Source organism: Pseudomonas koreensis (assembly GCF_024169245.1).
Taxonomy (GTDB): domain Bacteria; phylum Pseudomonadota; class Gammaproteobacteria; order Pseudomonadales; family Pseudomonadaceae; genus Aquipseudomonas; species Aquipseudomonas koreensis_F.
Map to the genome: position 1 here is coordinate 1,312,633 of NZ_JALJWP010000001.1, position 22,678 is coordinate 1,335,310.

Sequence of the window (22,678 nt, forward strand, 5' to 3'; positions counted from 1 at the left end):
AAAGATCAGGAGTGACCTGTGGAAAAGTTTAAAGGCGCCTTGCTGGTAGGCGCTCTGCGGCTGTTTGCCCTGCTGCCATGGCGGGCCGTGCAGGCCGTGGGTTCGGCGATCGGCTGGATCATGTGGAAAACCCCCAACCGCTCCCGCGACGTGGTGCGGATCAACCTCGCCAAATGTTTTCCACAGATGGATGCGGCCGAGCGCGAGCGTCTGGTCGGGCAGAGCCTCAAGGACATCGGCAAGTCGCTGACCGAAAGCGCCTGCGCATGGATCTGGCCGGCGCAGCGTTCGATCGACCTGGTCCGCGAAGTCGAAGGCCTCGATGTGCTCAAGGATGCGCTGGCTTCGGGTAAAGGCGTGGTCGGTATCACCAGCCACTTGGGCAATTGGGAAGTGCTCAACCACTTCTATTGCAGCCAGTGCAAGCCGATCATTTTTTACCGTCCGCCGAAGCTCAAGGCGGTGGATGAATTGCTACGCAAGCAGCGCGTGCAATTGGGCAACAAGGTCGCTGCGTCGACCAAGGAAGGCATTCTCAGTGTGATCAAGGAAGTGCGTAAGGGAGGTGCCGTGGGCATTCCCGCTGACCCGGAACCGGCCGAATCCGCCGGAATCTTCGTGCCGTTTTTCGCCACGCAGGCGCTGACCAGCAAATTCGTGCCGAACATGCTCGCCGGCGGCAAAGCGGTCGGCGTGTTCCTGCATGCCCTGCGCCTGCCTGACGGCTCGGGCTACAAAGTGATCCTCGAAGCCGCGCCCGAAGCGATGTACAGCACCGATACCGCAGAGTCCTGCGCAGCCATGAGCAAAGTGGTCGAGCGTTATGTGGCGGCGTATCCGAGTCAGTACATGTGGAGCATGAAGCGCTTCAAGAAACGCCCGCCGGGCGAGGCTCGCTGGTACTGAGCAGCTTCGGTAGGGTGACGGTCAATGCAGACGCCTTGCGCTATCTGTAGCTCAAGGCGCCTGCCGCTCAAGCTTCTTCAGAAACACTGTCATCTCTTTCTCGGCCTGCTTGTCGCCATGAGCGCGGGCCGCTTCCAGGCCTTGCTCCCAGGCCTGACGCGCAGCGGCGTGATCGCCCAGCGCCAAGTGCGCCTTGCCCAGCAACTTCCACGCTGCCGAGTATTTCGGATCGAACGCTACACAGCGCTGAAGATGCTCGGCAGCCCTGGCGTTTTCGCTCAGGTCCAGATAACCCTTGCCCAGGCCGAAGCGCAGAAGAGCGTTATCCACACCCTTGGCGAGCATTTTTTCCAGGGATTCGAGCATTTTTTGCAACCTCGTTTGAGTGATCGTTCCCACGCTCCGCGTGGGAATGCCTCATTGGACGCTCTGCGTGCGCTTATGGGACGCAGAGCGTCCCGGGCTGCATTCCCACGCGGAGCGTGGGAACGATCAACCTCAGAAAAAGCTCAACCCCACATGAAACAGCTTCTCCACATCGCGAATATGCTTTTTATCCACAAGGAACAGAATCACATGATCACCCGCTTCGATCACCGTGTGGTCGTGGGCGATGATCACTTTCTCGTTGCGGATCACCGCGCCGATGGTGGTCCCCGGTGGCAGGCCGATCTTCTCGATCGGCTTGCCGATGACCTTGCTCGACTTGGCATCACCGTGGGCAATCGCTTCGATCGCTTCCGCCGCACCGCGTCGCAGTGAGTGCACGCTGACGATATCGCCTCGGCGCACATGCGCGAGCAAGGTGCCGATGGTCGCCAGTTGCGGGCTGATGGCGATGTCGATGTCGCCGCCCTGGATCAGGTCGACATAGGCCGGGTTGTTGATGATTGTCATGACCTTCTTCGCCCCCAGCCGTTTGGCCAGTAGCGAGGACATGATGTTGGCTTCATCGTCATTGGTCAGGGCGAGGAAGATATCGGCGTCGGCGATGTTCTCTTCCAGCAGCAGATCGCGGTCCGAGGCGCTGCCCTGCAAGACCACGGTGCTGTCGAGGGTGTCGGAGAGGTAGCGGCAGCGCGCCGGGCTCATCTCGATGATCTTCACCTGATAACGGCTTTCGATGGCCTCGGCCAGACGTTCACCGATTTGCCCGCCGCCAGCGATGACGATGCGTTTGTAGGTTTCGTCGAGGCGGCGCATTTCGCTCATCACCGCGCGGATGTCTTCGCGGGCGGCGATGAAGAACACTTCGTCATCGGCTTCGATCACCGTGTCGCCCTGCGGCAGGATCGGCCGGTCACGGCGGAAGATCGCCGCCACGCGGGTTTCGACGTTCGGCATGTGCTCGCGCAACTGGCGCAGTTGCTGACCCACCAGCGGCCCGCCGTAATAGGCGCGCACCGCCACCAGTTGCGCCGCGCCTTCGGCGAAGTCGATCACCTGCAAGGCGCCGGGATGCTGGATCAGGCGCTTGATGTAATTGGTCACCACTTGCTCGGGGCTGATCAGCACGTCAACCGGAATCGCTTCGTTCTGGAACAGCTGTTCCTCGCGGTTGAGGTACGACGCTTCGCGCACCCTGGCGATTTTGGTCGGCGTGTGGAACAGCGTGTGGGCGACCTGACAGGCGACCATGTTGGTTTCGTCGCTGTTGGTCACCGCGACCAGCATGTCGGCGTCGTCGGCACCGGCCTGACGCAGCACCGAGGGCAGCGAGCCCCGGCCCTGCACGGTGCGGATGTCGAGGCGGTCGCCGAGGTCGCGCAGGCGCTCGCCGTCGGTGTCGACCACGGTGATGTCGTTGGCCTCGCTGGCCAGATGTTCGGCCAGCGAACCGCCGACCTGTCCCGCACCGAGGATGATGATTTTCATCCAGTCACTCCATGAATCCGTTTAGCCGCGCGCGGCAGCGATCTTGATCAGCTTGGCGTAGTAGAAACCGTCATGTCCGCCCTGCTGGGCCAGCAATTGGCGACCATGGGGCTGCTTGATTCCGGCGGCCGTGGCCAGATCCAGTTCGCGGGCACCGGGGGTGCGCTCGAGGAACGCGGCAATCACTTCGGTATTCTCGGTCGGCAGTGTCGAGCAGGTGGCGTAGACCAGGATGCCGCCGACCTCGAGGGTTTTCCACATCGCATCGAGCAGCTCGCCTTGCAGTTGCGCGAGGGCGGCGATGTCGTCGGGCTGGCGGGTCAGCTTGATGTCCGGATGGCGGCGGATCACCCCGGTGGCCGAGCATGGCGCGTCGAGGAGGATGCGCTGGAACGGTTTGCCGTCCCACCACTTCGCTGTATCGCGACCGTCGGCAGCGATCAGTTCAGCGTTGAGGCCGAGGCGTTCAAGGTTTTCCTTAACGCGCACCAGCCGTTTGGCTTCCAGATCCACCGCCACCACGCCGGCCAGCGCCGGTTCGGCTTCGAGGATGTGGCAGGTCTTGCCGCCAGGGGCGCAGCAGGCGTCGAGCACCCGTTGGCCGGGCGCCAGATCGAGCAGGTCGGCGGCCAGTTGCGCGGCTTCGTCCTGCACGCTGATCCAGCCTTCGGCGAAACCCGGGAGGCTGCGCACGTCGGCGGCGGCCTCGAGGACGATGCCGTCGCGGCTGTACACGCACGGCGTTGCGGCGATTCCGGCTTCGCCCAGCAGCGCGAGATAAGCATCGCGACTGTGATGGCGGCGGTTGACCCGCAGGATCATCGGCGGATGCGCGTTGTTCGCGTCGCAGATCGCTTCCCACTGTTCCGGCCAGAACGCCTTGAGGGATTTTTGCAGCCAGCGCGGGTGAGCGGTGCGCACCACCGGGTCGCGTTCGAGTTCGGCGAAAATCGTCTCGCTTTCGCGCTGGGCATTTCGCAGCACGGCGTTGAGCAGACCTTTGGCCCAAGGCTTTTTCAGCTTGTCGGCGCAACCGACGGTTTCGCCGATGGCGGCGTGGGCCGGTACGCGGGTGTAGAGCAATTGGTAGAGGCCGACCAACAGCAGTGCTTCGACGTCGGCGTCAGCAGCCTTGAACGGTTTCTGCAGCAGCTTTTCCGCCAGTGCCGCCAGGCGTGGCTGCCAGCGCGCCGTGCCGAAGGCCAGATCCTGAGTGAAACCGCGATCGCGATCCTCGACCTTGTCCAGTTGCGTCGGCAGTGAGCTGTTCAGCGAAGCCTTGCCGCTGAGCACGGCAGCGAGGGCCTTGGCGGCGGCCAGACGCGGGTTCATTGCGCGTCCACCGCTGCGCCGAGCACGCTGCCGACGGCGAACTTCTCGCGGCGGCTGTTGAACAGGTCGCTGAAGTTCAGGGCCTTGCCGCCGGGCAGTTGCAGGCGGGTCAGGCACAGCGCTTGTTCGCCGCAGGCGACGGTCAGGCCGTCCTTGCTGGCGCTGAGGATTTCCCCCGGAGCGCCAGTGCCTTCAGCCACTGTCGCGGCCAGCACTTTCAACGCTTCGCCATTGAGCGTGCTGTGGGTGATCGGCCACGGGTTGAAGGCGCGTACCAGGCGTTCAAGCTCAAGCGCCGGACGGCTCCAGTCGATGCGCGCTTCGTCTTTGTTGAGTTTGTGCGCGTAGGTGGCGAGCTCATCGTTTTGCACCTCACCTTCCAGCGTGCCGGCAGCCAGACCGGCAATCGCCTGGACCACGGCGGGTGGACCCATCTCGGCGAGGCGATCATGCAGGGTGCCGCCGGTGTCTTCAGCACTGATCGGGGTGACCACCTTGAGCAGCATCGGCCCGGTATCGAGACCGGCTTCCATGCGCATCACGGTTACGCCGCTTTCGGCATCACCGTGTTCGACCGCGCGCTGGATCGGCGCCGCACCACGCCAGCGCGGCAGCAGCGACGCATGGCTGTTGATGCAGCCCAGGCGCGGAATATCCAGCACCGCTTGCGGCAGGATCAGACCGTAGGCGACCACCACCATCAAGTCCGGCTTCAGCGCGGCCAGTTCTGCCTGCGCGTCGGCATTGCGCAAGGTCGGCGGTTGCAACACCTGGATATTATTTTCCAACGCGAGTTGTTTGACCGGGCTCGGCATGAGTTTTTGCCCACGGCCGGCCGGGCGATCCGGCTGGGTGTAGACCGCGACGATCTCGTACGGGCTGCTCAGCAGGGCCTTGAGGTGTTCGGCGGCAAATTCCGGGGTACCGGCAAAAACAATGCGCAGTGGCTCAGTCATGAAAAGCGTCTCATAAAAAGAAAAAGGCTTGCCGCAGCAAGCCTTTGAAGAGGGGCATCAAGCGTTCTGGCGGTGCAGCTTTTCCAGCTTCTTCTTGATCCGGTCGCGTTTGAGCGTGGACAGGTAATCGACGAACAATTTGCCGTTGAGGTGGTCGCATTCGTGCTGGATGCACACCGCGAGCAGGCCTTCGGCGATCAGCTCATAGGGCTTGCCGTCGCGGTCCAGCGCCTTGATTTTGACCTTCTGCGGGCGGTCGACGTTTTCGTAGAAGCCCGGTACCGAGAGGCAGCCTTCCTGGTACTGGTCCATGTCGTCGGTCAGCGGTTCGAACTCGGGGTTGATGAATACCCTTGGCTCGGTGCGGTCTTCGGACAGGTCCATCACGACGATACGTTTGTGCACGTTGACCTGGGTCGCGGCGAGGCCGATGCCCGGCGCTTCATACATTGTTTCAAACATGTCGTCGACCAACTGACGCACTTCGTCGTCCACTACAGCCACTGGTTTGGCGATAGTGCGCAGACGCGGGTCCGGAAATTCGAGGATGTTTAAAATGGCCATAGGCTTCGATTGCTGCACACGTTGAGTAAAGTCGGGTCGATGGCCTGGCGGGTCCGAAGATGCAGGCTACCGTTGTGAAGCGTAGCTTCTGAAAAACAGAAGCGAGCCACGGGGGCTCTGACGATTCACGCGAATGCACATGATAAAGGGATTCACTGCATGAGGAAAACACTACTCGCCCTGCTGCTTCTGGCTGCGGCCGGCGGCGCTCAAGGGCAAGTGCAACTCAGGGATGGTTTTCCACAGCAATACACGGTGGTTTCCGGGGACACGCTCTGGGACATTTCCGGCAAATACCTGCGCGAGCCCTGGCAATGGCCACAACTGTGGCGGGCCAACCCGCAGATCGAAAACCCCAACCTGATCTATCCCGGCGACACGCTGACCCTCAGCTACGTCAACGGCCAGCCGCAACTGACCGTCAACCGTGGCGAGTCACGCGGCACCATCAAGCTCTCGCCACGGATTCGCACCAGTCCGGTGGCCGAGGCGATTCCGAGCATTCCGCTGAAATCGATCAACAGCTTTCTGCTGAGCAACCGCATCGTCGACAAGGCTGAAGATTTCGACAAGGCGCCGTACATCGTCGCCGGCGATGCCGAGCGGGTGCTCAGTGGCACCGGTGACCGCATCTTCGCCCGCGGCCATTTCGATCCGGAGCAACCGGTGTACGGCATCTTCCGCCAGGGCAAGGTCTACACCGACCCGCAGACCAAGGAGTTTCTCGGCATCAACGCCGATGATATCGGCGGCGGCGAGATCGTTGCCACCGAAGGCGATGTCGCTACCCTCGCCCTGCAGCGCACCACCCAGGAAGTGCGCCTCGGTGACCGCCTGTTCGGCGGTGAAGAACGTTCGATCAATTCGACCTTCATGCCCAGCGCGCCGAAGCGTTCCATCGACGGCGTGATCATCGATGTGCCGCGTGGCGTCACGCAGATCGGCGTGATGGACGTGGTCACCCTGAACAAGGGCAAGCGCGATGGTCTGGCCGAAGGCAATGTCCTGGCGGTGATGAAAACCGGTGAAACCGTGCGCGACCGGATCACCGGCCAGCCGCTGAAGATTCCCGATGAACGCGCCGGCCTGCTGATGGTGTTCCGCACCTACGACAAACTCAGTTACGGCCTGGTGCTCAACGCTTCACGTTCGCTGGCGGTGCTCGACAAGGTGCGAAATCCGTAAGCTTGCTTAACAAGTTACCAACAGAGTTATCCACAGCTTGTTCCGAATGGTTCGGAGCATAGAACGATCAAGGATGATCCATTCATGTTGTCTGTCAGTACGGCCATTTCCCCGGCGGAACTGGAGGCGCGTCTGCGCCTGCACCGCATGCCGGAGATCGGCCCCAAGCGTTTCGCCAAACTGCTCGAAGCCTTCGGCTCTGCGTCGAAAGCCATCAGTGCGCCGGCCAGTGCCTGGCGCTCGCTGGGGTTGCCGACGGCCTGTGCCGAGGCGCGGCGTTGTCCGACGGTGCGCGACGGCGCCAGCCACGCAATGCGCTGGCTAGAGCGCCCCGGTCAACATTTGCTGATGTGGGATCAAGCGGATTACCCAGCGTTGCTGGCGCAGATTCCCGATCCACCGCCGCTGTTATTCGTTGCCGGCGATCTGTCGATACTGGAAAAACCGCAATTGGCGATGGTCGGTAGCCGTCGTGCCTCACGTCCGGGCATGGACACGGCAGCGGCGTTTTCCCGCAGTCTGGCCGGAGCCGGTTTTGTCATCACCAGTGGGCTGGCGCTGGGCATCGATGCTGCTGCGCACCAGGCCGCACTCGACGTTGGCGGGCTTACCGTAGGTGTGCTCGGCACCGGGCTGGAAAATTTTTATCCACAACGCAATAAACGCCTGGCTGAAGCGATGATCGCCTCGGGCAGCGCAGTGATTTCCGAGTTTCCGCTGGACGCCGGGCCGAGCGCGAGCAACTTCCCGCGTCGTAACCGCATCATCAGCGGTTTGGCCCTCGGTGTGCTGGTGGTCGAGGCCAGCGTAGCCAGCGGTTCGTTGATCACTGCACGACTGGCGGCTGAGCAAGGGCGTGAGGTGTATGCGATTCCGGGCTCGATCCATCACCCCGGTGCGCGCGGTTGTCACCAGTTGATCCGCGACGGCGCGGTGCTCGTGGAGACCATTGAACACATCCTCGAAGCTCTGCGCGGCTGGCAGCAGCCGCTGTTATCCACAGCGCCAACCCAGCCCGACCACCCGTTGCTGGCGCTGCTTCACGCGGCGCCGCACACCAGCGAAGCCTTGGCTGCGAGCTGTGGCTGGGCGCTGCCCAAAGTGCTGGCGACGCTGACCGAGCTGGAGATCGACGGCCGGGCGGTATGCGAAAACGGTCGCTGGCTGGCACGGTCGAGCTAGGTTTTACGGGGAAGATCGGTAAACTGCGCGAAACCTGTTTGTGGAGAGTTTTTCATGGTCAACAGTTGGCGTGTGCAACAAGCCGCGCGTGAAGTTCGCGCCGGCGCGGTGATTGCCTATCCAACCGAAGCCGTCTGGGGGCTGGGTTGCGACCCGTGGAATGAAGACGCAGTGGACCGCTTGCTGGCGATCAAGAATCGCTCGGTCAGCAAAGGGCTGATCCTGGTCGCCGACAATATCCGCCAGTTCGATTTCCTGTTCGAAGACTTTCCGCAGGACTGGATCGACCGCATGGCCAGTACTTGGCCAGGGCCGAACACCTGGCTGGTACCGCATCAGAACCTGTTGCCGGAATGGGTGACAGGTGTGCATGACACCGTGGCGCTGCGGGTCAGTGATCACCCGCAAGTGCGCGACTTGTGCTCGCTGGTCGGGCCGCTGATCTCGACGTCGGCCAATCCCCAGGGGCGACCGCCAGCGCGCACGCGCTTGCGCGTCGAGCAGTATTTCCGTGGGCAGGTTGATCTGGTGCTGGGCGGCAGCCTTGGCGGACGCAAGAACCCCAGCGTGATTCGCGATCTGGCCAGCGGTAACGTCATTCGTCCTGACTGACGCCATTCTTTTTATATTTTTTGCGCACTCCTCGGCGGTATCGGCGAGGAGTTTTGCGCATGCCTGCGATTATTTCCTGCATCTGTTAAAACTTATCTGTAGCCATTGTTCTTTCATGCGTCAGACGGATCTTTGAGTCTGAAATATCAGTAAGTTTTCCCACGGGATTATCAGAACGCGTGCAGTGGCGAGATTTCCAAAAGCATCCATTCTTTCAATGTGCTTGAAACAACTTCGAAATGTTAATGGCTGCGGAGAAGTAATGGATATTACGGATTTACACCTCAAGGATTATCTGCAGGGCTTTCAGGAGACACTCAAGAATCAACAGGCCGATTATCGTGTGGCCGTTCTTGAGGCGGGGTCGGATGCCGGGGAATTTGAACGCTTCATCAATCGGCAATTTCGCCTGCGATTGCAGCATTACATGCTGACCTCCAGAGCCCGGGCACTGGAGACCCGCTTGGCGATTACCTCACGCAGCACGCACTTTTTGCTGTACCAGCGTGATCAACTCATTGCAGTGCTGCGGGCAACCCCGGCGCCGTTCGAATGGGCCTCACTGGCGCAGCATCATGTTTCTCCCACCGGGGCATTGGCGCGGCACATCGAGTTCAGTCGCCTGATTACCCATTCCCAGCAGCATCGGCCGGTGTCGATCAATGGTCTGCTCGCCACTGCTGCCGCGTGGGCAATCGATCGCGGATATCAAGGGGTGACGGCTTTGTGCAGAACGCCGCAGCGGCAACTGTTTCAGCGTTTCGGCCTGACCCCGATCGCTTCGCACGCGATGCATCTCGAACAACGCGCCCGTGGCGATTATTGGTTGTTGTCTGCCGAGTGGCGACAAATACTGATGGCCCTTGATCAGCCTGTAAACATGAACGCGCATCAGCCGGAGTATCGTGATGAATATAACCGTCAGTATTGATCCGCCAGTGATCGAAGAGTGGGCGGAGAAATGGCTTGTATATGAATCGAAGAAGTTGCGCAGGAAGTTTTCCGGTCGTAGGCCGGCGGCGAAGAAACTTCACCGGAAGATGTACTTGATATAGCTGGAAGATACCCGGCGAATTCATGGAAGAGTTCGCCGGGTATCAACTTTACGGCAACAGGATCGTGGAGCCGGTAGTGCGCCGTGCCGACAGTTCGGTTTGTGCTTTCGCCGCATCCGCCAATGCATGGCGCTGGCTGATATCGACCTTCAGCTTGCCACTGATGATCATCTCGAACAGTTCGTTGGCCATGCGCTGCAGGTTCTCGGCGTTGTTCGCGTAGGTCGCCAGCGTAGGCCGGGTGACGTACAGCGAGCCCTTCGCGGCAAGAATGCCCAGATTGACGCCGTCGACCGCGCCCGAAGCATTGCCAAAACTCACCAGCAGGCCGCGTGGCGACACGCTGTCCAGGGACGTGAGCCAGGTATCCTTGCCGACACCGTCATACACCACCGGGACTTTCTTCCCGTCGGTCAGCGCCAGCACGCGCTCGGCCACATTTTCATGGCTGTAGTCGATGGTAGCCCAGGCGCCGTTGGCCTTGGCCAGTTCGGCTTTTTCCTTTGAACTGACGGTGCCGATCAGTTTCACGCCGAGCGCCTTGGCCCACTGGCAGGCCAGCGAGCCGACGCCACCGGCCGCTGCGTGGAACAGAATGGTTTCACCGCCCCGCAGATCGTAGGTCTGGCGCAGCAGGTACTGCACGGTCAGGCCCTTGAGCATGACCCCGGCAGCGGTTTCGAAACTGATTTCATCGGGCAGGTGAACGAGATTGTCCTGCGGCAGAACATGCAGCTGGCTATAGGCGCCGAGCGGGCCGCTGCCGTATGCCACGCGATCGCCGACCTTGAACCGGGTGACTTCGCTGCCCACCGCTTCGACCGTGCCGGCGCCTTCCGAACCCAGGCCGGACGGCAAGGCAGGTGGTGCATAGAGGCCGCTGCGGTAATAGGTGTCGATGAAGTTCAGGCCGATCGCCTGGTTGGCCACGCGCACCTGATTCGGCCCGGGTGCAGCGGGTTCGTAGTCAACATATTCGAGCACTTCGGGACCGCCGTGGGCGCGGAACTGGATACGCTTTGCCATCTGCCTGCTCTCCTTGGGTCGTTGCTAAGCCCTCTATCCAACTCCCCTGCTTGATCTTCGTCAACTGCGGCGCGCCGGTCTGCGATGGTATGCTACGCGCCCATTTGCGCCGCCCGCCTGCCGGGGCGCCGCCCGATTCAAGGTGAAGCCATGACGACCCGCACCGACGCCGTAAAGGCCTATCTGCTCGATCTGCAAGACCGCATCTGCGCTGCACTGGAAACCGAAGACGGCGGCAAATGCTTCGTCGAAGACGCCTGGACCCGGCCGGCGGGCGGTGGCGGGCGCACCCGTGTGCTGGACAACGGCACGCTGATCGAAAAGGGCGGGGTCAACTTTTCCCACGTGTTCGGCAGCGGTCTGCCGCCGTCGGCCAGTGCCCATCGGCCGGAACTGGCCGGGCGTGGTTTCGAGGCGCTCGGCGTGTCGCTGGTGATCCACCCGCACAACCCGCATGTGCCGACCTCCCACGCCAACGTGCGTTTTTTCATTGCTGAAAAAGAAGGCGAAGAAGCGGTCTGGTGGTTCGGCGGCGGTTTCGACCTGACCCCGTATTACGGCGTTGAGGAAGATTGCATTCACTGGCACCGCGTCGCCGAGCAAGCCTGTGCACCGTTCGGTGCGGACGTCTATCCGCGTTACAAGGCCTGGTGCGACACCTACTTCCACATCAAGCACCGTCATGAGCCGCGCGGCATTGGCGGATTGTTTTTCGATGATCTGAACGAGTGGGATTTCGATACCAGTTTCGCTTTCATGCGCGCCATCGGCGACGCCTACATCGAGGCCTACCTGCCGATCGTGCAGCGGCGCAAGAATGACGCGTTCACCGCACAGCAGCGCGAATTCCAGGAATTCCGTCGTGGCCGCTACGTCGAATTCAACCTGGTTTACGACCGTGGCACGCTGTTCGGCTTGCAGTCGGGTGGCCGTACCGAATCGATTCTGATGTCGCTGCCGCCGCAAGTGCGCTGGGGTTATGACTGGAAGGCCGAGCCGGGCAGCGCCGAAGCGCGTCTGACCGAGTATTTCCTGCAGGATCGTGACTGGCTGGCCGAGGCCTGAGGACGGGTGATGGATCGTTACGTTGTTTTCGGTAATCCGATTGGCCACAGCAAGTCGCCGATGATTCACCAATTGTTCGCCGAACAGACCGGTCAGCGCCTCGATTACAGCACGCTGCTGGCGCCGCTCGACGATTTTGCTGGCTGCGCCACCGCGTTCTTTCGAGAGGGGCGCGGCGCCAACGTGACGGTGCCGTTCAAGGAAGACGCTTACCGTCTGGCCAACAGCCTGACCGCACGCGCACAGCGCGCCGGGGCTGTGAACACTTTGAGCAAACTGGACGACGGCTCACTGCTCGGCGACAACACCGACGGCGCCGGTCTGGTCCGCGATCTGACGGTGAACGCCGGATTCAGCCTGACGGGTAAACGCATCCTTTTGCTCGGTGCCGGTGGCGCGGTACGTGGTGCGCTGGAGCCGTTGCTGGCGGAGAAACCGGCCTCGGTGATCATTGCCAACCGTACGGTGGACAAGGCGGAGCAGCTCGCCGAGTTGTTCTGCGACCTGGGACCGGTGTCGGCCAGTGGTTTCGACTGGCTGCGCGAGCCGGTGGACGTGATCATCAACGCCACCTCCGCCAGCCTGACCGGCGACGTGCCGCCGATCGCGCCAAGCCTGATCGAGCCGGGCCAGACCCTGTGCTACGACATGATGTACGGCAAGGAACCTACCGCGTTCTGCCGCTGGGCCACTGAGCACGGCGCGGCGCTGGCGATGGATGGTCTGGGCATGCTCGCCGAACAGGCGGCCGAGGCGTTCTGGCTGTGGCGCGGTGTGCGCCCGGATACCGCGCCGGTACTCGCCGAGCTGCGCCGCCAGTTGGCCCTTTAAGCTTTGCTCCCACATTGAAATGCGACCAATGTGGGAGCGAGCTTGCTCGCGAATCGCATCACCACCGCGATATCAGATCAATCCTCAAACCGGATCGGACACTTCTGCGCCCCTTCCAGCTTCCTCAACTCCTCCACCACCGGCGGCCGCGCCCGGCGCAAGGTCAGGCTGCGTCCCTGACCCAGTAGGCGCCGCGCTTCCTGATGCAGCATCTCCACCCCCGAATAATCGATGAAGTTGATCTGCTGCGCCTCGATCACCACTCGCGCGCCGTGCAAGCGTTGCAGGCGCACTTGCAGGTAATGGCTGGCGCCGAAAAAGATCGAGCCGCCCACCCGCAGCACATCGTCGTCACCGTCGCGCCAATGCTGCACCCGTGGCTGCGAGGTGCGTTTGAGGTAGAAGAACAGCGACGCCAGCACCCCGGCGTAGATCGCCGTCTGCAGTTCCAGCAGCAAGGTCGCGAGGCAAGTCAACGCCATCACCACGAACTCGGCGCGGCTGACCCGCAGCAAGGCGCGGATGCCGCGATGATCGACCAGACCCCAGGCGATCAACAGGATGCTGCCCGCCATCGCCGGGATCGGAATGTGCGCGATCAGCCCCGCGCCGAACACTGCGAACAGTGCCACCCAGATCGCCGAAAATACCCCGGCCAGCGGCGAGCAGGCGCCCGCCTCGTAGCTCAGGCCCGAGCGGGTAAACGATCCGGCTGAGAGCGACCCGGAAAAGAACGCACCGACAATGTTCGACAAGCCCTGTGCGCGGACTTCCTGATTGGCGTCGAGCAGCTGCTGCGAGCGCGCCGAAATCGAACGGGCGATCGACAGACTGGTGACCAGCCCGAGCATGCCCACCGCGACAGCGCTTGGCAGCAGGCGCAGGATCACTTCAAGATCCAGCGGCAAAGGGCTGAACGGCGGCAGACGCCCGACGAAAGCGCTGACCAGATGCACATGGCCGAACATCCCTGGCCAGATCCACACCAGCAGACTGGCCAGCACCAGGGTAATCAACAGCGTCGGCCAGCGCGGCACGAGTTTTTTCAGTATTACGCCGACGATCACCGTTGCGACGCCAAGCATCAGCGACGGTTTATCCACAGCCCCCAGATGCCGCAACAGGTCCATCAGACTGGCGAGCGCCGTGGTGTTGGCCGGCAACTCCAGCCCGAGCAGATTGGGCAATTGGCCGATGGCGATCACCACGGCGGCGCCGAGGGTGAAGCCGAGCACCACCGAATGCGAAACGAAATTCACCAGTGCGCCAAAGCGCAGCAAGCCGAGCAACCATTGGAAAATCCCGGCGAGGAACGTCAGCAGCAGGATCAGAGTGATGTAGTCCTCGGAAGCCGGCACCGCGAGCGGGCTGACGCTGGCGTACAGGACAATCGAAATCGCCGCCGTCGGGCCGCAGATCAGATGCCATGACGACCCCCACAGGCAGGCGATCAACACCGGGATAATCGCCGCATACAGGCCGTATTCCGGTGGCAGCCCGGCAATCAGTGCGTAGGCGATCGACTGGGGTAAGGCGAGAATCGCACCGCTGAGGCCGACGATCAGGTCCCGCCCGACGCTGGCGCGGGTCTGTCGTGGCAGCCAGGTCAGGAACGGGAATAGTGAATGACGGCTGGGAAAGGCCATGGGTCCTCACGGTTGGAGTTTTGTTCAGGGTATCAGGGTGTCAGGCGGAAAAACCCCTCACCCTAGCCCTCTCCCGGAGGGAGAGGGAACTGACCGAGCTGTTTGTTGAAGATTCACCGACCTGCGATTTCGGCGTTGAACGCACGTTTTGATTCAACAGCGATCGGCTCCCTTTCCCCCTCGCCCCCTTGGGGGAGAGCGCTGAGGTGAGGGGGCAAAAATCTCAAGCCGAACGCTATTCCAGCCACCCTGAGATCAAAGCTTCGCCTTCACCGCCGCCAACGCATCCTTGCCATCCACGGTCTTCACGCCATCCAGCCACTTGTCCAGCACCGCCGGATTCGCCTTGATCCACGCCTTCGCCGCTTCGGCATTGCTGACTTTCTTGTTCACCACCTCGGCCATGATGCTGTTCTCCATGTCCTGAGTGAACGCCAGATTGGTCAGCAACTTGCCCACATTCGGACAGGCCTCGGCGTAGCCCTTGCGGGTCAGGGTGAACACGCTGCCGGTGTCGCCGAAGTATTTTTCGCCGCCTTTCAGATAGCGCATTTTCAGTTGTACGTTCATCGGGTGCGGGGTCCAGCCGAGGAAGGTGACGAATTTCTGTTTCTTCACCGCCCGCGAGACTTCGGCCAGCATCGCCTGCTCGCTGGATTCGATCAGCTTCCACTGACCCATGTTGAAGTCGTTCTTCTTGATGATGTCCTGCAACGAAATGTTCGCCGGCGCCCCCGAACCGATGCCGTAGATTTTCTTGTCGAACTTGTCGGCGAATTTGTTCAGGTCGGCAAAATCATGCACGCCTGCCTCCCAGACATAGTCAGGAACGGCAAGGGTGAATTCGGTGCCTTCAAGGTTTTTCGCCAGCTGCGTCACGTCGCCAGTGGCAACGAACTTGTCGTAGAAGCCCTGCTGCGCCGGCATCCAGTTGCCGAGAAACACGTCGACCTGGCCGTCCTTCAAACCGCCAAACGTGATCGGCACCGCGAGGGTGTCGACCTTGGCCTTGTAGCCCATGCCGTCCAGCAGAAATCCGGTGATGGCATTGGTCGCGGCGATGTCGCTCCAGCCCGGATCGGCCATCTTCACGGTTTCGCAGCCCTGTTCGGCGAAGGCCGAAGCGCTGCTCAACGCAATCAGGCCGACGGTGACAGCTGTGGATAACTTGCGCATGGACTTCCCCTTAACATTATTGGTTTTGGCAGGGTTGTGGATAACGGGCCTTGCGCTCCAGATCATCCAGATCGATGTGGTTGCGCATGTACTGCTGACTGGCATCGACCAGCGGCTGGTGATCCCAGCTCTTCAGCTTGCCGATGGTTAACGCGTCGGCGACGAAACGGCGTCGGCGCTGGCTGGCCAGGACATCCCGATGGATCGCCGGAATGTCCCACTTACCCCGCGCTTCAGCGAGAAAGTCTTCGAACAGCGGACGATGTTGCGGCGATTGGCTCAGTTCCTCTTCTTCGCGCGGGTCGTTATCCACATCGAAGAGTAGGCACGGGTCGCTTTCGCTGTAGATAAATTTGTAGGCGCCCCGGCGGATCATCATCAAAGGGCTGACGGTGCCTTCGGCCATGTACTCGCCGAACACCTCGTCGTGCCCGCCCTGCCCTTGCAGGTGCGGCAGCAAGGAACGGCCGTCCAGTGGCAAGCCCGGCTCAAGCGTGCCACCGGCCAGATCCACGAACGTCGGCAGCAAATCTGCGGTGGAAACGGCGGCACTGACCCGGCCCGCCTCGAACTGTCCCGGCGCGCTGATCAACAGTGGCACCCGCGCGGCCATCTCGAACCAGTGCATTTTGTACCAGAGGCCCTTCTCGCCGAGCATGTCGCCATGGTCACCGGAGAAAACGATGATGGTGTCATCGAGCAGCCCGGTTTCCTCAAGTGTTTGCAGCAATTTGCCGACATTTGCATCGATATAACTGCAAGCACCAAAGTAGGCGCGACGCGCATCGCGGATTTTATCCACAGGCATTGGCTTGTCCCACAGGTCGTAAACCTTGAGCAGCCGTTGCGAGTGCGGATCGAGTTCGTCCTGGTTCAAGGCCGTAGGCAAGGGGATATCGGCGTCGTCATACATATCCCAAAATTTCTTGGGAATTGTGTACGGGTCGTGCGGGTGGGTCATCGACACGGTCAGGCAGAACGGCTGGTCGCCGTCCTCGCGGATGTGATCGAACAGATATTGCCGGGCCTTGAACACCACCTCTTCGTCGAAATCCAGCTGATTGGTACGCACGCACGGTCCAGCCTGCAGTACCGACGACATGTTGTGATACCAACTCGGCCGTACATCCGGCTCGTCCCAGTTCACCGCCCAACCGTAATCGGCCGGATAGATATCGCTGGTCAGGCGTTCTTCATAACCGTGCAACTGATCCGGCCCACAGAAGTGCATCTTCCCCGACAACGCGGTGCGGTAGCCGAGACGGCGCAGGTAGTGCGCGTAAGTCGGGATATCGGCAGGGAAATCAGCAGCGTTGTCGTAGGCGCCGATCTTGCTCGGCAACTGACCACTGACCAGGGTGAAACGCGACGGCGCGCACAGCGGGCTGTTGCAATAAGCGGCGTCAAAGACCACGCCTTGGGCGGCGAGGCGGGACAGATTCGGCAGTTTGATCGGCGACGGGCCGTAGAACGGCAACATTGGCGCGGCCATTTGATCGGCCATGATGAAAAGAATGTTCTTGCGCTTCATGTGATCGCGGCATTCCATGTTGAATATTTATGCGAGAGTGCTGCGATCGAGCATGGATTCCATCCCTGTTCCGGTAAAGCCCGCGCCGGACAATGACTAGGATAAGCACAGCTTATGTATGACGCCCTCGGTGACCTGTCCCTCGACCTGCTGCGCGCCTTCGAAGCAGCGGCCCGCCATCGCAGTTTTACCGCTGCTGCGGTAGAGCTCGGCACCACGCAACCGGCGATCAGCCAGCAGATAAAACGTTTGGAAGAACAGCTCGGTACGCGTCTGTTCGATCGCATTTATCGGGGCATCGAATTGACAGAAGTCGGCGCCCTGCTCTTCGAGCAAGTTGCCCTCGGTTTGCAGAATATCGACGCAGGGTTAAGCGCGATTAGCACACAGCAACAACATGAAGTGCTCCAGGTAGCCACGGATTTCGCTTTCGCCGCCTATTGGTTAATGCCGCGCCTGCATCGCTTCCATGAAGCCAATCCGCACATCGATGTCAGCCTGGTCACCAGCGAGCGCAATCACAACATGCTGCGCACCGATATCGATGTGGCGATCCTGTTTGGCGACGGTCGCTTCAAGCAGGGTGAGAGCCTTTGGCTGTTCAGCGAGGAAGTGTTCCCGGTGTGCAGTCCGCTGTTGCTCAAGGATCGCTCACTGCCGCTGCCCGCGCAGGCTTTGCTGGAATTTCCACTGCTGCATTTGCGCGGCGAAAACAGCAGCAACTGGTTCGACTGGAGCGGGCTGTTCCGCCAACTGGGCCTGACCACGCCGCCGGCGCCCGGGCAGTTGCGCTTCGACAATTACACCTTGTTGATTCAAGCGGCGATCGGCGGGCAAGGCGTGGCGATCGGCTGGCGGCACCTTGTGGATAACTTGCTGGTGCAGGGGTTGCTGTGCCGGCCGCTGGCGCAAACCACGTTATCGCGGCTGGGGTATTACGTGGTGCTGCCGCAACGCAAGCGCCGGGGTGCGTTGATTCAACTGTTCGTTGACTGGTTGATGGCCGAGCAGGCTAGCAGCGCCGAATCTCTCAACGGTCTGACTCTGCCTTCAATTGCGGTGTGAAGAGCAAAAGATCGCAGCCTTCGGCAGCTCCTAGAGGCGCGGTCTTTTAAAAATCTGAAGCCGCCACAAAATTCACATGCTCACCGACATGCAGGTTCAACCGCAGCTCATCGGCAATCCCCATCGCCACACGGTTCAAGCGCTCCAGCGGTTCAGCCAGACCAGGCTCGAGATTGCCGCCAACCTGACTGAAGTGCTCGATGGTCAACCCGGCAACGCCATGCGGCGCATTGACCAGGGTCCAGCGCAGTGAGCTGCTTTGCACCGCCTCAAGGATTTCTTCGGCGGCGTGACGTTGCAGGCGATCATCACTGTCAGGCTCGTCGAGCACGCCAAAGTTGCCCACCAGGAACAAGCGCGGCACGCTGGCCAGTTGCAAACCTTCGACCAGTGCGTCGACTGCCAGCACCTGTTCGACCGGCCCCAGTGTCACCGAGCGCTCGACATGGTCGCTGCTGAACGGCAGCCCCGGCGCGTCCAGCAGACAAATCACCGCCGAACTGCCGGCGACGCTCTGATTGACCCGCTCGGCATCGAACAGATCGCCGGTCTTGGTGCGCAACCCCGGACGCGGCGCGAGTGCGGTGAGATCGTCGAGAATGGCGATGACTTCGTGTTGGCGGCGCAGCAATTCAGCCATCAACGCACCGCCCAGGCTGGCCATGGCACCATAGAGCACCACTTTCACCACTGGGGTTTCGGCATTTTTCATGGCTGTTTTCCTTATAGTTGTCCTATATGGCCTGTGACGGTGGAAACAGCCAAGGGTTCGAACCGATTGAGAGGCGACACGATGCAAGGGATCAAGGGCTACCACGCCCATGTCTATTTCGACGCGAAAACCATCGACCAGGCGCGGGCCTTGTGCGAACAGGCCGCGCAGTTGTTTGCGCTGAAAATGGGCCGCGTGCACGAACGCCCGGTGGGACCGCACCCCGACTGGAGCTGCCAACTGGCCTTCGGCCCCGAGCTGATCGGCGAGGTGCTGCCATGGCTGGCGCTCAACCGCAAAGGCCTGGTGGTGTTCCTGCATCCGGACACGGGGGATGACTTGCTTGACCACACCGACCACGCGATCTGGATGGGTGCGGTGCGGCCACTGAATCTGTCGGTGTTCTAATCGAGGGTTTCTTCGGCTTCGCCGGGCAGATGTTCATCCAGATGCAGCCAGGGTAAGCGGCTGTCGGTCCAGATATGCCGCTCGGCCGGCGCCGTTTGCGGGTGGTCCAGCGTGGCGATGGTCACGTCTATGCTCTCGGGGCTGAGCGAGGTCACCAACGCCAGTTGTGCGCCGCAGTTTGCGCAGAAGAACCGCGCGCAACTGGCCGACGAGTCATAGCGCGCCGGCGTCCCGGCCAGCCATTGAAAGTTCGCCGCCGGCACGGTAATCCAGGTGGTGACGATGCCGCCGCTGACCTTGCGGCAGATCGAACAGTGACAATGAGCGATATCGCGCAACGGACCGCTGAACTGATAGCGGATGTGTCTGCAGTGACAGCCGCCGTGATGTGCATGGTTGGTTTCCACCGCCCTTCTCCCATTTTTATTGGCGCTCGCGACATCCGACCGCCGGTTGACCGTTCATTCTTCGCGTTCATTAGCGAAAGGTAGCTGAAAGCTTCCCCGATTAGGATCGCCTCACTCCCGGCAACAGACCGGTTGGCCCAAGACCTGTGTCAGTTCCACAGGCCCGGCCCAATTAACAACAACAATGGTGATTCTGATGTCCTCTGCAACCCGCCGTCTCTCCCGCTTCCTGCTTATTACTCCGCCCGTACGCCTCGCGCCTCCCGTTCTGCGCTGATCCCGCCCGATCCGCTCATTCCATTAGCCGCGCTACGCCTGGAGTATTCCCATGCTGACTTTCCTTGGCTTCGCCATGGTCATCACGTTCATGTTCCTGATCATGACCAAGCGCCTGTCTGCGCTGATCGCCCTGATCATCATCCCGATTCTGTTCGCCCTGTTCGGTGGTTTCGCGCCGAAGATCGGTCCGATGATGCTCGAGGGCATCACCAAACTGGCGCCGACCGGCGTGATGTTGATGTTCGCCATTCTGTATTTCGCCCTGATGATCGACTCCGGTCTGTTCGACCCGGCCGTGCGCAAGATCCTCAAACTGGTCAAGGGCGACCCGCTGAAAGTTTCGGTCGGCACCGCCGTTCTGGCGCTCGTCGTTTCCCTCGATGGTGACGGCGCGACCACTTACATGATCTGTGTAGCCGCGATGCTGCCGCTGTACAGCCGCATCGGCATGAGCCCGCGGATCATGGCAGGTCTGATCATCCTCGCCGGTGGCGTGATGAACATGACCCCGTGGGGCGGCCCGACCGCCCGCGCCGCGAGTGCGCTGCATGTCGATCCGTCGGACATCTTCGTGCCGATGATCCCGGCGATGGCCGCCGGTGTCGTGGCGATCCTGCTGATTGCCTACTTCTACGGCAAGCGTGAGCGTGCCCGCCTCGGCGAGCTGCATCTGGTCGGCGACGAAATCGATCACAGCGAAATCAGCGTCTCGCAATTCCCCGATGCGCGCCGTCCGAAGCTGATCTGGTTCAACGCCGCGCTGACCTTTGGCCTGATGTGCACGCTGATCGGCGGCCTGCTGCCGTTGCCGGTGCTGTTCATGGTGGCGTTCAGTATTGCGATGATCGTCAACTACCCGTGCCTGCAAATGCAGAAGGATCGCGTCGCCGCGCATTCCGGCAGCGTGCTGGCAGTGGTCGGGCTGATCTTTGCGGCCGGTATCTTCACCGGTATCCTGTCGGGCACCGGCATGGTCGATGCGATGTCGAAAAGCCTGTTGGCGGTGATTCCGGAGTTCCTCGGCCCGTACCTGGCGGTGATCACGGCGCTGGTGAGCATGCCGTTCACCTTCTTCATGTCCAACGACGCGTTCTACTATGGCGTGTTGCCGGTGCTGGCCGAAGCGGCCAGCCACTATGGGATCACTGCGGTGGAAATGGCCCGTGCCTCGATCGTCGGCCAGCCCGTCCACTTGCTGAGCCCGTTGGTGCCATCGACCTATCTGTTGGTGGCGCTGGCCGGCATCGATTTCGGTGATCACCAGCGTTTCACCCTGAAATGGGCGATCCTGGTGTGTATCTGCATTCTGATTGCTGCACTGCTGTTGGGGACTTTCCCGGTGTTCAGCACTCTATAAGCCCAAGACTCACCGTTGCGGGTCCTGGCTTCGCGGTTTGAAGCCCGGACCTTTTGCGGTTCAACAATTGCTCAAAGGAATACACATGGATTGGCTGACCAACCCCGAAATCTGGGTTGCCTTCTTTACCCTGACCGCCCTGGAAATCGTCCTCGGTATCGATAACATCATCATGATTTCGATCCTGGTCAGCCGCATGCCCAAGCACATGCAGCAGCGCACCCGGATCTTCGGGCTTGGCCTGGCCATGGTCACGCGGATCCTGTTGCTGCTGTCGATCACCTGGGTCATGCGCCTCACCGCCGACCTCTTCGAAGTGTTCGGCCAGGGTATTTCCGGTCGTGACCTGATCCTGTTCTTCGGTGGCCTGTTCCTGCTGTGGAAAAGCTCGCAGGAGATGTACCACGCGCTGGAAGGCGAAGACGAAAGCGACGACGCGCCATCGGGCAAGGGCGGCAACTTCCTCTACACCATCATCCAGATCGCGATCATCGATATCGTCTTCTCGCTGGACTCGGTGATCACCGCCGTCGGCATGGTTTCCCACGTGCCGGTCATGGTCGCGGCGATCATCGTGGCAGTGCTGGTGATGATGCTGGCGTCGGGCAAGATCAGCGAATTCATCGACAAGCACCCGTCGCTGAAAATGCTCGCCCTGTCGTTCCTGCTGGTGGTCGGTACCGTACTGATCGCCGAATCGTTCGACGTGCACGTGCCAAAGGGCTACGTCTACTTCGCCATGGCGTTCTCCCTGGCGGTGGAAGCGATCAACATCAAACTGCGCGGTGCGATGGCCAAGAAGAAACAACAGCAGGATCCAGTGAAACTGCGCAAGGATGTGCCGGGGCAATAACCCGGTAGTCTTCAGGCAACACCCCCTTGTAGGAGTGAGCCTGCTCGCGATAGCGGTCTGTCAGTCAACAATGATGTTGAAGCTGATGGCCCTGTTGCGAGCAGGCTCACTCCTACATTTGTTTCTGTGTTCAGGCAGGCGGCACGAGGTTGTCGAGGACGCGGTTGACGGCCAGCTCACCCAACATGATGACTTGCTGGATCCCCAGCAATGAATTGCGCTGCGGCCCATCAATAAACCCGGCCAGATCACTGGCCATGATGCTCGCCCGACTCTAAAGATTCGCAGGCGTGCACCAGCAGCGTTTCGTTATCCACAGCCGGATCGACGAGGAAAATGGTGCTGGGCTTGCGCGCGGCGCCGGGGTCTTGTTTGAGACCGGGACATAGGTAGAAATCGAGGGCGCGGTCGGCGGCTTGTTTGAGTCTTTGCGCTTCGAGGTCGGGGTGAGGAAGATCGGTGACCGGTGGATCTGGCCTTATCTTTTTCATATTCAGCTGCTCCATAAAATGAAGCCACTGCCGTTCTCTACTAAAAGAAGGGAGGCGGCTGTACGCAGGTTAGTAGACCGGGGAGCTAGCTTTTCCGGCGCACCCGAAGGCGCCCTGCGCACAACCACCATCAGGATCAGGCATAACCTGACGCAACGATGCTT

At 61.0% G+C, this 22,678-nt stretch carries 22 protein-coding genes and 1 pseudogene; 11 read left to right on the plus strand and 12 right to left on the minus strand.

Annotated features, from left to right (window positions below):
- The first annotated feature begins 18 nt into the window (after window positions 1–18).
- Window positions 19–906: a lysophospholipid acyltransferase gene (locus J2Y90_RS06100; protein WP_024014955.1), complete on the plus strand. Its 888-nt coding sequence runs from the start codon at window positions 19–21 to the stop codon at window positions 904–906.
- 51 nt (window positions 907–957) lie between these two features.
- Here the strand turns inward: J2Y90_RS06100 and J2Y90_RS06105 are convergent, their stop codons facing one another.
- From J2Y90_RS06105 to def, 5 genes are all read right to left on the minus strand, one after another.
- Window positions 958–1,272, minus strand: a complete 315-nt coding sequence (locus tag J2Y90_RS06105) for a tetratricopeptide repeat protein (RefSeq protein ID WP_253497491.1) — start codon at window positions 1,270–1,272, stop codon at window positions 958–960.
- A 132-nt stretch (window positions 1,273–1,404) separates the two neighbouring features.
- The gene (trkA, locus tag J2Y90_RS06110; RefSeq protein WP_042608251.1) at window positions 1,405–2,781 is read right to left on the minus strand and encodes a Trk system potassium transporter TrkA; all 1,377 of its coding nucleotides are present in this window, start codon (window positions 2,779–2,781) and stop codon (window positions 1,405–1,407) included.
- A gap of 21 nt (window positions 2,782–2,802) precedes the next feature.
- Window positions 2,803–4,113, minus strand: coding sequence for a 16S rRNA (cytosine(967)-C(5))-methyltransferase RsmB (gene rsmB, locus J2Y90_RS06115; RefSeq protein WP_253497493.1), 1,311 nt, complete (start codon window positions 4,111–4,113; stop codon window positions 2,803–2,805).
- Window positions 4,110–5,069, minus strand: coding sequence for a methionyl-tRNA formyltransferase (gene fmt / locus J2Y90_RS06120; protein WP_253497496.1), 960 nt, complete (start codon window positions 5,067–5,069; stop codon window positions 4,110–4,112). The genes rsmB and fmt overlap by 4 nt, the downstream gene beginning before the upstream one ends.
- A gap of 57 nt (window positions 5,070–5,126) precedes the next feature.
- Window positions 5,127–5,633: a peptide deformylase gene (gene def, locus J2Y90_RS06125; protein WP_042608254.1), complete on the minus strand. Its 507-nt coding sequence runs from the start codon at window positions 5,631–5,633 to the stop codon at window positions 5,127–5,129.
- Window positions 5,634–5,792: 159 nt separating this feature from the next.
- On the opposite strand from def, the gene J2Y90_RS06130 reads away from it, so the two are divergent.
- The 4 genes from J2Y90_RS06130 (at window position 5,793) to J2Y90_RS06145 (ending at window position 9,543) form a co-directional block, all read left to right on the plus strand.
- The gene (locus tag J2Y90_RS06130) at window positions 5,793–6,818 is read left to right on the plus strand and encodes a LysM peptidoglycan-binding domain-containing protein (protein ID WP_253497499.1); all 1,026 of its coding nucleotides are present in this window, start codon (window positions 5,793–5,795) and stop codon (window positions 6,816–6,818) included.
- A gap of 84 nt (window positions 6,819–6,902) precedes the next feature.
- Window positions 6,903–8,000 (plus strand): DNA-processing protein DprA, encoded by a 1,098-nt coding sequence (gene dprA, locus J2Y90_RS06135; protein ID WP_253497502.1) that lies wholly within the window; start codon window positions 6,903–6,905, stop codon window positions 7,998–8,000.
- Window positions 8,001–8,054: 54 nt separating this feature from the next.
- The gene (locus J2Y90_RS06140) at window positions 8,055–8,612 is read left to right on the plus strand and encodes an L-threonylcarbamoyladenylate synthase (protein WP_042608257.1); all 558 of its coding nucleotides are present in this window, start codon (window positions 8,055–8,057) and stop codon (window positions 8,610–8,612) included.
- Window positions 8,613–8,796: 184 nt separating this feature from the next.
- Complete coding sequence (locus J2Y90_RS06145) at window positions 8,797–9,543, plus strand: hypothetical protein (protein ID WP_253497505.1); 747 nt, start codon at window positions 8,797–8,799, stop codon at window positions 9,541–9,543.
- Window positions 9,544–9,715: 172 nt separating this feature from the next.
- On the opposite strand, the gene J2Y90_RS06150 is transcribed toward J2Y90_RS06145, so the two are convergent.
- Window positions 9,716–10,693 carry a quinone oxidoreductase family protein gene (locus tag J2Y90_RS06150; RefSeq protein ID WP_253497508.1) on the minus strand — a complete coding sequence of 326 codons (978 nt, stop codon included), beginning with the start codon at window positions 10,691–10,693 and terminating at the stop codon, window positions 9,716–9,718.
- A 150-nt stretch (window positions 10,694–10,843) separates the two neighbouring features.
- On the opposite strand from J2Y90_RS06150, the gene hemF reads away from it, so the two are divergent.
- Both hemF and aroE read left to right on the plus strand, forming a co-directional pair.
- Window positions 10,844–11,758, plus strand: a complete 915-nt coding sequence (gene hemF / locus J2Y90_RS06155) for an oxygen-dependent coproporphyrinogen oxidase (RefSeq protein WP_253497511.1) — start codon at window positions 10,844–10,846, stop codon at window positions 11,756–11,758.
- 9 nt (window positions 11,759–11,767) lie between these two features.
- Window positions 11,768–12,589 (plus strand): shikimate dehydrogenase, encoded by an 822-nt coding sequence (gene aroE, locus J2Y90_RS06160; protein ID WP_253497514.1) that lies wholly within the window; start codon window positions 11,768–11,770, stop codon window positions 12,587–12,589.
- A gap of 77 nt (window positions 12,590–12,666) precedes the next feature.
- On the opposite strand, the gene J2Y90_RS06165 is transcribed toward aroE, so the two are convergent.
- From J2Y90_RS06165 to betC, 3 genes are all read right to left on the minus strand, one after another.
- Entirely contained in the window at window positions 12,667–14,235 is a 1,569-nt protein-coding gene (locus tag J2Y90_RS06165; RefSeq protein ID WP_253497517.1) for a SulP family inorganic anion transporter, read from the minus strand.
- A gap of 255 nt (window positions 14,236–14,490) precedes the next feature.
- Complete coding sequence (gene choX / locus J2Y90_RS06170; protein ID WP_253497520.1) at window positions 14,491–15,411, minus strand: choline ABC transporter substrate-binding protein; 921 nt, start codon at window positions 15,409–15,411, stop codon at window positions 14,491–14,493.
- Window positions 15,412–15,427: 16 nt separating this feature from the next.
- On the minus strand, window positions 15,428–16,942 hold the full coding sequence (betC, locus tag J2Y90_RS06175) for a choline-sulfatase (protein WP_253497523.1): 1,515 nt from the start codon (window positions 16,940–16,942) through the stop codon (window positions 15,428–15,430).
- A gap of 114 nt (window positions 16,943–17,056) precedes the next feature.
- Here betC and J2Y90_RS06180 point away from each other — a divergent pair, with 114 nt between their 5' ends.
- Window positions 17,057–18,007 (plus strand): choline sulfate utilization transcriptional regulator, encoded by a 951-nt coding sequence (locus J2Y90_RS06180; RefSeq protein WP_253497526.1) that lies wholly within the window; start codon window positions 17,057–17,059, stop codon window positions 18,005–18,007.
- A 46-nt stretch (window positions 18,008–18,053) separates the two neighbouring features.
- On the opposite strand, the gene J2Y90_RS06185 is transcribed toward J2Y90_RS06180, so the two are convergent.
- Window positions 18,054–18,719 carry an NAD(P)-dependent oxidoreductase gene (locus J2Y90_RS06185; RefSeq protein WP_253497528.1) on the minus strand — a complete coding sequence of 222 codons (666 nt, stop codon included), beginning with the start codon at window positions 18,717–18,719 and terminating at the stop codon, window positions 18,054–18,056.
- An 81-nt stretch (window positions 18,720–18,800) separates the two neighbouring features.
- Here J2Y90_RS06185 and J2Y90_RS06190 point away from each other — a divergent pair, with 81 nt between their 5' ends.
- Window positions 18,801–19,127: a DOPA 4,5-dioxygenase family protein gene (locus tag J2Y90_RS06190; protein ID WP_123417631.1), complete on the plus strand. Its 327-nt coding sequence runs from the start codon at window positions 18,801–18,803 to the stop codon at window positions 19,125–19,127.
- Here the strand turns inward: J2Y90_RS06190 and J2Y90_RS06195 are convergent.
- Window positions 19,124–19,534: a GFA family protein gene (locus tag J2Y90_RS06195; RefSeq protein WP_253497530.1), complete on the minus strand. Its 411-nt coding sequence runs from the start codon at window positions 19,532–19,534 to the stop codon at window positions 19,124–19,126. The genes J2Y90_RS06190 and J2Y90_RS06195 overlap by 4 nt on opposite strands.
- 328 nt (window positions 19,535–19,862) lie before the next feature.
- Between J2Y90_RS06195 and J2Y90_RS06200 the strand changes: the two genes are divergently transcribed.
- Together J2Y90_RS06200 and J2Y90_RS06205 are read left to right on the plus strand one after the other, a co-directional pair.
- Complete coding sequence (locus J2Y90_RS06200) at window positions 19,863–21,170, plus strand: CitMHS family transporter (protein ID WP_042608269.1); 1,308 nt, start codon at window positions 19,863–19,865, stop codon at window positions 21,168–21,170.
- Window positions 21,171–21,255: 85 nt separating this feature from the next.
- Window positions 21,256–22,023, plus strand: coding sequence for a TerC family protein (locus J2Y90_RS06205; protein WP_042608270.1), 768 nt, complete (start codon window positions 21,256–21,258; stop codon window positions 22,021–22,023).
- 130 nt (window positions 22,024–22,153) lie between these two features.
- Here J2Y90_RS06205 and J2Y90_RS06210 read toward each other — a convergent pair.
- A pseudogene (locus J2Y90_RS06210) lies at window positions 22,154–22,514 on the minus strand (DUF6124 family protein).
- Window positions 22,515–22,678: the final 164 nt, after the last annotated feature.